This window comes from Magnetococcales bacterium, from assembly GCA_015228935.1.
Taxonomy (GTDB): domain Bacteria; phylum Pseudomonadota; class Magnetococcia; order Magnetococcales; family DC0425bin3; genus HA3dbin3.
On sequence record JADGCO010000151.1, the window covers coordinates 1 to 7,573 of the forward strand.

Here is a 7,573-nt window from a genome sequence, read left to right on the forward strand (position 1 = left end):
GATCGGACAGGAATTCGCGCAGATAGTGCCGCACGGCAGGGACCGTGGGGGCATCGGGGGTTCCCATCTGGGTGAGCAGAACGGCGGTCGTGTTCAAACTGTTGCAACCTCTCCCATATTTAATGTGTCTACGACCAGAGGTTGAATTGCGCCACAACCCGCACTCCTGGCGAACAGGTCATGCATCAATAGCATCTGGACAGGAATTATTTTTGCGTTCTTGTCGCCGATTGACAGCGCAAGAAACAGCAGGGTTGGCCGGTCATGGTCATGTCAAAGCGCTTCGGTGCAAAATGTGGCCGGGGTGACAATCCGCGTGCGACCAACGCTGCCACGTTGCATAAGCCCGGCACGGCGATCACCGGTCACCAGATAGTCAGCCTCGCCAACCATGGCCATCGAAAGCAGGAAAGTGTCATTCGGATCGTTCACGTCGATGCTTTCCGGAAGGGTAGGCAAAACCCCAAGCACGATGGCACGCTGCATGTTATTCACCATCGTGCCGATGCGGTGGGCCGGCAATATGGCCTTGAGCTTCGGGTAGCGACTCACTCGCCGCAGTTCATCAAGCTGTGCCGTTGATGTCACCAGATCAAACCTGGCTGCACGCCAAGCGCGATAGATCTTGTCAGGTGAGCCGTAAGGCGAAATCAACGCACCAAGCAGCACATTGGTGTCCAAAATGACACGCATCAATACTCACGTGCCCATTGCACGGCTTCGTCGATCAGATCGGTCAAATCAGTCTCGCTCATGTCGGCGGCGGCGGTCTTGGCCTGTTCGACGGCGCGTTCCAGGAGGTAGGCACGCACGGCTTCCTCGATGAATCGCGACAGATCGCCCTTGCGACCACCGCCTTGTGCCGCAATGAACATGCGCACGGATTTGTCTGTATCTGGTGAAACGGCAATATTCCAACGAATTGATGTCATACTGATCTCCGGCATCTGGGTGTATGGATGTCTATACACTTGTGCGCGGATACTGTCAACGATTTGCATAACGTTGGCCCCCACTGCTTGATTTGGCAACCATCAGAGCAGAATTGAAAGAGATATGCCATGACAACGCATGATGCAATTACTCATCATCGTGACCATCATCACCTCCCACTTGCAGGAGTTGTGGGATTACAGTCAGACCATCCTGAAACGGGATGGTATGGTCGATCAGGTGTTTGAAATTTAATTAGAGTATTTTCATATCAAAGCCTCATCCGCTGAAACAACTATTGGCGAAACGGAAGGGTGATTGACTTTTTGGATGATCTCATGCATTGTGGTGATGAGGTTATTTCCATCCTTGCAAGGGTCAAGAGCATGCCACCAGAAAAATCACGGGTCATCATAAGTTACAGCCATGCCGATGCCAAGCTGTTGAAAAATTTTCTCCCGTTTTTGAAAACACTGCAAAATGGTGGGCTGGTCACGGCCTGGAGTGATCATGATATCAAACCCGGGGTAGATTGGCCGAAGGAAATCACCCAAAAACTGAGTGAAGCCAATATCGCCGTCCTGTTGATTTCGCAAAATTTTCTTGCATCAGACTTTATCCGCACAGAGGAACTCCCCTTAATATTGAACGCCTATGAAAAGGGCACATTGACAATTCTTCCGGTCTTTTTAAGTCCTTCGGATGCCAGTGCAACCGCCATTCCCTTTACCGATTCCCAAGGCAATGCCAGGTCCTTCACCCTGACCAACATCCATGGCTACGGTACCCCAGAGAAGACGTTGGAACACATGTTGCCTGTTGAGCAGAAAGAAACATTCAAGGCATTGAATCAACGTATCCGCGAACTGGCCACCCCCCCCCCACCGAATCCAACTCCGCAATCCGTTCCAGACTCCTCTCCGGGCATGGACGCAGGTGCTAATGCTACGGTCAACGCCGTACAGGGCGATGACAAGCCGGGAAGTGAGATTATCAGTATCAAAGCCGATAAAGAACCGGTCGCCAGGCACCACAACGTCTCGACCGCAACCCAGCGCATTCTGGAACCCCTGCCGGGGCTGCGATTGCTGCCAGTCCCGGGAGGAACCTTTACCATGGGGGATGATCATGGAAAGCACGCTAGTGAAAAACCGGCACATCCGTTGGAACTCTCCTCCTTTTGGCTGGCAGAAACACCGGTGACCAACCGGCACTATGCCCTGTTTCTCCAATTGACCAAACATCCCGAACCTGCCTATTATTGGCAGAATCAAAAATACTCGGACCCAGATCAACCCGTGGTGGGTGTGGCTTGGTCGGATGCAGAAGCCTTTTGCACGTGGCTTACGCAAAAGTCCGGCAAGCAGATACTGCTGCCCAGCGAGGCGCAATGGGAATATGCCGCCCGGGGTACTGATGGCCGACGTTATCCCTGGGACCATGCGGAGCCAACAAAGGAGTTGGCCTGTTTTGGGTTGGATTCTTCGAAAGGAAAACCCTCTCTTGTGGGACAATACCCTGCGGGAAAAGGGCCTTTTGGCCATCTCGATCTGGCCGGCAATGTCTGGGAGTGGTGCCGGGATGTCTGGGATGGCAAGGCATACAAAAAACGCGCTGGGAAAAGCGCGGAGATCAAGGATCCTGTGGTCAACACAGGAGATCAGGAACGACGTTCTGTCAGGGGCGGGTCCTGGCACGGCCCTGCTGTGATCCTCCGGGCCGCCTTCCGCGGCGTCTACAGCGCCGGTATCCGCGGCGACGATCTGGGCTTTCGTCTCGCCGCCCCCGCCAGCACGCTTGGTCCTTGAGTGGTTGATTGTTGATCGTCGTCGATTTTTGTTTCCCTGGTCGCAGAGGTTTTGTATCCTCATGGGTGAAAGGTGGGAGCGCGATGTCGGCTGGGTCTGGACCCAATAGCTGACGGGAGACGCCGGGATGGTATCCAGATGCCGTTGTCTGGCCAACCTCCCGCCTTTTGTTCGGACGGTGAAGGAAATCTTAAGTTGTTCTACATCAGGTCAGGGTCAGTGATGAACACCATATGAATTTCGACAGTTGGCGTTCCCTCCCAGGTTCAGATCCCACTTTGTCAAGGGTTGTCAAGGAAAAAATAGTTGATTGTGCTTTTGGTGGCGGGTTGTTCGAGAGGATAAAACACCACTTCGTGATTTGGAAACCGCCAGAGCAAGGTTGAAGGATGTGTACCATGACAACACACGATGAAATGGTCGCAGAATGGATGGCCGATCCAGAATTCAAGGCAGCATACGATGCTCTGGACGATGATTTCCGATTGTTCGATGAGTTGCTTGCAGTACGAAAGAACGCCGAGCTGACTCAAGCCAAGGTTGCGGAAAAACTGAGGAACGAATGTTCCGATGCCGTTGGCTGCCGCATGGATGTCAAGCTTGTACCAGGGTGATATGAGCCCCCTGCAAAAAGCTTGAAGCAGGTCTAAATTGGTGAAAGTCAGGTCTGCAATACGTTGGCACCAAATAGGAGGATGTCCGTGGAAGAATCGTGGAAAGAAGCCATCAAGAAGGTACTCTCAGAGTCAGGAGAGCCTCTGCACTATGCAGATATTTCTGCGCAAATTTTATCCCTGGGTTACTACAAAACTGATGGAGCAACACCATCGGCAACTGTGAGCGCACAAATTACTTCATCGATAAAACGGGACGGAGACAAATCGCCGTTTGTGCGTGTTGGTAAAGGTATTTATACTTTAAAAGATTCATTGGATTCGCATATCAAAAAGTCATCCAACCCCAGATCAGATGAAGAAGAATCTAACTCAATTATTCGTTGTTTCGGTATGTATTGGCAACGTGATCTTGTTGTGTGGCGCAATGATCCAAAAATATTCGGGAGTCAGCCGGCAGCTTCCAAGCATGTTGATTTTGGTAAACAAAAAGGTATTTACATTCTTTATGATCACCACACAGTGTTATATGTCGGACGATCTGTTGACCGCTCATTAGGAAAACGCCTTCATGAGCATACGCATGACCGTCTCAACAGTCGTTGGAATCGATTCTCGTGGTTTGGTCTCCTTGGTGTAACAGATGAAGGTGATCTTCTGGAAACCAATCCTGATACCTCACTTGCTAATCTTATCGCGACGTTTGAAGCCGTCCTGATAGAGGCAATCGAACCCCCTCAGAATAGAAAACGTGGCGATGGCATGTCTGCTATTGGTGAATACATCCAGAGTATTGACCCTGAACTTAAAAGAGTAGAAACTCAAAATATTCTTCGGGATATTGCGCAGAGATTGTAGGTGTGGTGTTTGTCAAGCGTGACTGCTTTACCGCTCCTCCTCCCTCTCCAGACGATCAAATCCAGCGGTATCCACCAGGACCACAGGGACAGGATCTTTTATTGCATCCATGAGTTGTTGACCTCTTCAGGAGATGAAGGCCGCAACGACCACCTGACTGCACACGCCTCTGGTTCTTGAACAGTTGGATGTTGAGCGTCGATTTTTGTTTCCATGGTCGTGAAGATTTTGTATCCTTGCAGGTGAAAGGTGGGAGCGCGAAACCGACTGGGCCTGGACCCGATAGTCGGCTGAAAGGTTCGGCTGTGATTTCCAGAGGATCGCTTCCGGGTCAACCTCCCACCTTTTATTTTCCGAATAACAGGCTTCCTGTTCTTTGCCGGTTCAAGTAGTTCTGGTCGGTTCGGATCAGGTTCCAAAACAAACTCCCATCCTCCTTTACCCGGACCACGACCAGCAAATCCCTCATATCCTGGAAAAGTCCGATGTACCGCGTCCGAAACCCATCTTCGGAAGGCACAAGCCAAGCCTCGTAAGGATCGGTGAGGGTGGGCAATAGAAAGTTTCCATACCGTTCTCTGGCATCTGCTCGCTTTGCCACCACGTGTTCCAGAAGTTCCTTCCTGAGAATCACCTTCTCGACCGGGGTTTCCACAATCCGCGTTGGATTTGCCGGGGAAAAGCCGACTGCGTCCGCCAGGATACTCCAGGCTTTGTCATGTGATTCGGCGGCGGTAAGCAGCGGAGGTGCCGGAATACGTAGATGGCTGGAAACCTCCGCGAGATGAGGCCTCCCATAATCTACCCAAGTCTTATGTCCCGGCAGTATCCCCAGGCAAGGTTTCTTCACGCACCTGCTCCCGCTTGCAAACAGTTCAGGGTCGCCCCTAACGGGCGGTCGTCGATTTTTGTTTCCAAGGTCACGGAGATTTTGTATCCTCTCACCTGCTCTTTGCCGATTCAGATATTTCGGGTTGGAGCGAACAAAATTCCAGAAGAAGCTGCCGTCTTCGTTGGCTCGCACCACGACCAGAAAGTTTATCATCCCCTGGAACAATCCGATATAACGTGTCCGATTTCCATCCTCGAAGGGTGTGATCCATACTTCGTAAGGATCAACAAGGGTGGGAACGAGAAAGTTGCCGCATTGCAGACAAGGAGTTCCGGTAAAACATGCCGGCAATAATTGCCCCCTGTTGTCGGACGGTGGCGGGCACATCTGGAAAATATATTGTAACGAATTGAAAAACAAAGAATTTTATTTTATCTGTTGCTGGCATGGTTATTCCATATATCCCCCCGGAACCGGTTGGGGCAGGCTGTTCTTGATTCCTGACCGGCATGGGTGCAGCCCTGATCAGCACTATAAAAGGGGAACGGAATGAAACTCTCCGATCTTTCCATGATTGCCACCAGCCTTGTCGTCTCCAGCATGGTGGCCATGCCCTCCAAGTCCAATGTGGATGGGTGGAATACCAACACCGAAACAAATGGTTCCATTACCAATGGCACGCCCATCAGCCTGCCGTCCAGACGGATCCTGCTGGAGGCAAACCAGACCCATGAACAGGATTTTCTGGGCCAGACCGCCTTGATCCAGGCCGCCGAGACCGGGCGGAGCGATCTCGTGGAAGAGCTGATCCAGCGGGGTGCGGAAGTCAATGTCCGGGACCAATGGGGACGGACAGCCCTGGCCGCCGCTCTCCACAATGATCACCGGGAGATTGTGACCCTGTTGCTCAAACATGGGGCCGACATCACCCTGTAATCCCCCGCCGATGACGCAGGGCCGTAGTCAACTTTTGCCTTCCTGGGCAGCGAGTTCGGCCAGCATTTCCCGCAAAGCCTGCCGCCAGTGCATCGGTGTCCACGCAAGCCATTTCCAGGTGGCGGTGCAATCGAGGACGCTGTAGGCAGGCCGGGGGGCAGGCAGGGGATATTCGTGGGTTGGAATCGGATCGATGGGAACCGGGCGATGCAGCATGCCCAGGACAAGGGCCTCCTCCTGAATCGCCACCGCCAGATCGTACCAACTGGCCACGCCGGCATCGGTCCAATGCCAAATGCCCCCTTTTTCCGGACGCTGGGCGGCAGCCCAGATCGCCTGCGCCAGACCCCGTGCCCAGGTGGGAGAGCCGATCTGATCGGCAATGACCCGCAACCGGTCCCGTTCGCGCAGAAGACGCAAAATGGTACGGGGAAAATTTTGCCCATGGGCGGCATAAAGCCAGGCCGTCCGAAAAATGGTGGCCTCGCCCCCGGTGGCGGCCATGACCAGACGTTCCCCTTCGGCCTTGCTCCGGCCATAGACTCCCAACGGCTGGATCGGATCGGCAGGGGCATAGGGACGCCCGGCCTGACCGGCAAACACATAGTCCGTGGAGACATGCAACAACCGAATGCCCAATTGCCGGGTGGATTCGGCCAGTGCCCCGGGAGCGGTGGCGTTGACGGCAAAAGCCGATTCCGGTTCGGTTTCGGCCTTGTCCACCGCCGTATAGGCTGCGGCATTGATGACCATCTGCGGCTTGTGTTCTGAGAGAAGATTGCGGGTCTCCCGGGCACGGGTGATGTCCCATTCGGCAAACGTGTAGGTCTGCACCTGCCACCCGGCAGGGATCAACCGACTCAATTCACGTCCCAATTGCCCATCCGCGCCAAAGATCATCGCATCCACAATCTGTTCTCCCCTGTTGGAATGATCCCCTTGCCAACCAAATCCACGCTGAAATGATCCCCGGGCGACAATTCGTACCAGACACCACGCCCCTTGCCATGGCGAACAAGATAACCCATCCCGAGCAGGGAACGAAAATGCAATTTGAGGGTATGACGGCTGGTACGGGTCACCTGGCAGGCCTCTCCCATGGTAATCCGGCCCTGTTCACGGGTATAGGCCACGATCTGCATGGCCAGTTTCGGCAGTGCCACCTGGAAGAGTTGTTCCTGTTCAATTTTTTTATCGAGACGACGGGCCTGCTCCGCCAGGGCACGCAGAAAGAACAAAAGCCACGGTTGCCAGTTCGGTGCATCGGTCTGGATGGTTCCCTGTGTTTGCCGGAGAGCCAGATAGTAGGCTTCCTTGTTTGCTTCGATGATGCTTTCCAGGGAGCTGTAGGGGACGTGGTGATAGCCTGCCTGGAGCAACAACAAAGTCGTCAAAACGCGGCTCAGGCGACCATTGCCATCCTGAAATGGATGAATCTGAAGAAAGACAACCACCCATATGCCAATACGCAGCAGCGGATGCAGGTTGTGTGCTTGAAGATCATCCTGAAACCAGACGATCAATTCTGTCATTAAACGTGGTGTATCGAAGGGAGTGGCCGTCGCAAAGACGATCCCTATCTGTTCCCCTTT

9 protein-coding genes are annotated in these 7,573 nt (G+C 53.2%); 4 read left to right on the forward strand and 5 right to left on the reverse strand.

All coding sequences use genetic code 11. The features are described 5' to 3' along the window. Positions 1 to 273: 273 nt before the first annotated feature. Together HQL65_19660 and HQL65_19665 are read right to left on the reverse strand one after the other, a co-directional pair. Positions 274 to 693, reverse strand: coding sequence for a putative toxin-antitoxin system toxin component, PIN family (locus tag HQL65_19660; GenBank protein MBF0138454.1), 420 nt, complete (start codon positions 691 to 693; stop codon positions 274 to 276). Next, a complete protein-coding gene (locus HQL65_19665) occupies positions 693 to 932 on the reverse strand; it encodes a ribbon-helix-helix domain-containing protein (protein MBF0138455.1) in 240 nt (79 codons plus the stop codon). Before HQL65_19665 ends, HQL65_19660 begins: the two co-directional genes overlap by 1 nt. Before the next feature lie 387 nt (positions 933 to 1,319). On the opposite strand from HQL65_19665, the gene HQL65_19670 reads away from it, so the two are divergent. From HQL65_19670 to HQL65_19680, 3 genes are all read left to right on the forward strand, one after another. Then, positions 1,320 to 2,741 (forward strand): SUMF1/EgtB/PvdO family nonheme iron enzyme, encoded by a 1,422-nt coding sequence (locus HQL65_19670; GenBank protein ID MBF0138456.1) that lies wholly within the window; start codon positions 1,320 to 1,322, stop codon positions 2,739 to 2,741. Positions 2,742 to 3,139: 398 nt separating this feature from the next. After that, the gene (locus HQL65_19675; GenBank protein ID MBF0138457.1) at positions 3,140 to 3,355 is read left to right on the forward strand and encodes a transcriptional regulator; all 216 of its coding nucleotides are present in this window, start codon (positions 3,140 to 3,142) and stop codon (positions 3,353 to 3,355) included. Between the two features lie 81 nt (positions 3,356 to 3,436). After that, positions 3,437 to 4,213, forward strand: a complete 777-nt coding sequence (locus HQL65_19680; GenBank protein ID MBF0138458.1) for a hypothetical protein — start codon at positions 3,437 to 3,439, stop codon at positions 4,211 to 4,213. 346 nt (positions 4,214 to 4,559) lie between these two features. Here HQL65_19680 and HQL65_19685 read toward each other — a convergent pair whose 3' ends face one another. Beyond that, positions 4,560 to 5,396, reverse strand: coding sequence for a hypothetical protein (locus HQL65_19685; protein MBF0138459.1), 837 nt, complete (start codon positions 5,394 to 5,396; stop codon positions 4,560 to 4,562). Positions 5,397 to 5,594: 198 nt separating this feature from the next. Between HQL65_19685 and HQL65_19690 the strand changes: the two genes are divergently transcribed. After that, positions 5,595 to 5,981 carry an ankyrin repeat domain-containing protein gene (locus HQL65_19690; protein ID MBF0138460.1) on the forward strand — a complete coding sequence of 129 codons (387 nt, stop codon included), beginning with the start codon at positions 5,595 to 5,597 and terminating at the stop codon, positions 5,979 to 5,981. 27 nt (positions 5,982 to 6,008) lie between these two features. Here the strand turns inward: HQL65_19690 and rfbD are convergent, their stop codons facing one another. Together rfbD and HQL65_19700 are read right to left on the reverse strand one after the other, a co-directional pair. After that, the gene (gene rfbD / locus HQL65_19695) at positions 6,009 to 6,881 is read right to left on the reverse strand and encodes a dTDP-4-dehydrorhamnose reductase (GenBank protein MBF0138461.1); all 873 of its coding nucleotides are present in this window, start codon (positions 6,879 to 6,881) and stop codon (positions 6,009 to 6,011) included. Further along, a partial coding sequence (locus HQL65_19700; protein ID MBF0138462.1) for a Fic family protein occupies positions 6,878 to 7,573 on the reverse strand: 696 nt, incomplete at its 5' end. The genes rfbD and HQL65_19700, both read right to left, overlap by 4 nt.

Coding starts and splice junctions, on each gene's coding strand:
- HQL65_19675 (MBF0138457.1), top strand. CDS start 3,140: ATGACAACACACGATGAAATGGTCGCAGAATGGATGGCCGATCCAGAA.
- rfbD (MBF0138461.1), bottom strand. CDS start 6,881: ATGATCTTTGGCGCGGATGGGCAATTGGGACGTGAATTGAGTCGGTTG.
- HQL65_19690 (MBF0138460.1), top strand. CDS start 5,595: ATGAAACTCTCCGATCTTTCCATGATTGCCACCAGCCTTGTCGTCTCC.
- HQL65_19660 (MBF0138454.1), bottom strand. CDS start 693: ATGCGTGTCATTTTGGACACCAATGTGCTGCTTGGTGCGTTGATTTCG.
- HQL65_19670 (MBF0138456.1), top strand. CDS start 1,320: ATGCCACCAGAAAAATCACGGGTCATCATAAGTTACAGCCATGCCGAT.
- HQL65_19665 (MBF0138455.1), bottom strand. CDS start 932: ATGACATCAATTCGTTGGAATATTGCCGTTTCACCAGATACAGACAAA.
- HQL65_19680 (MBF0138458.1), top strand. CDS start 3,437: ATGTCCGTGGAAGAATCGTGGAAAGAAGCCATCAAGAAGGTACTCTCA.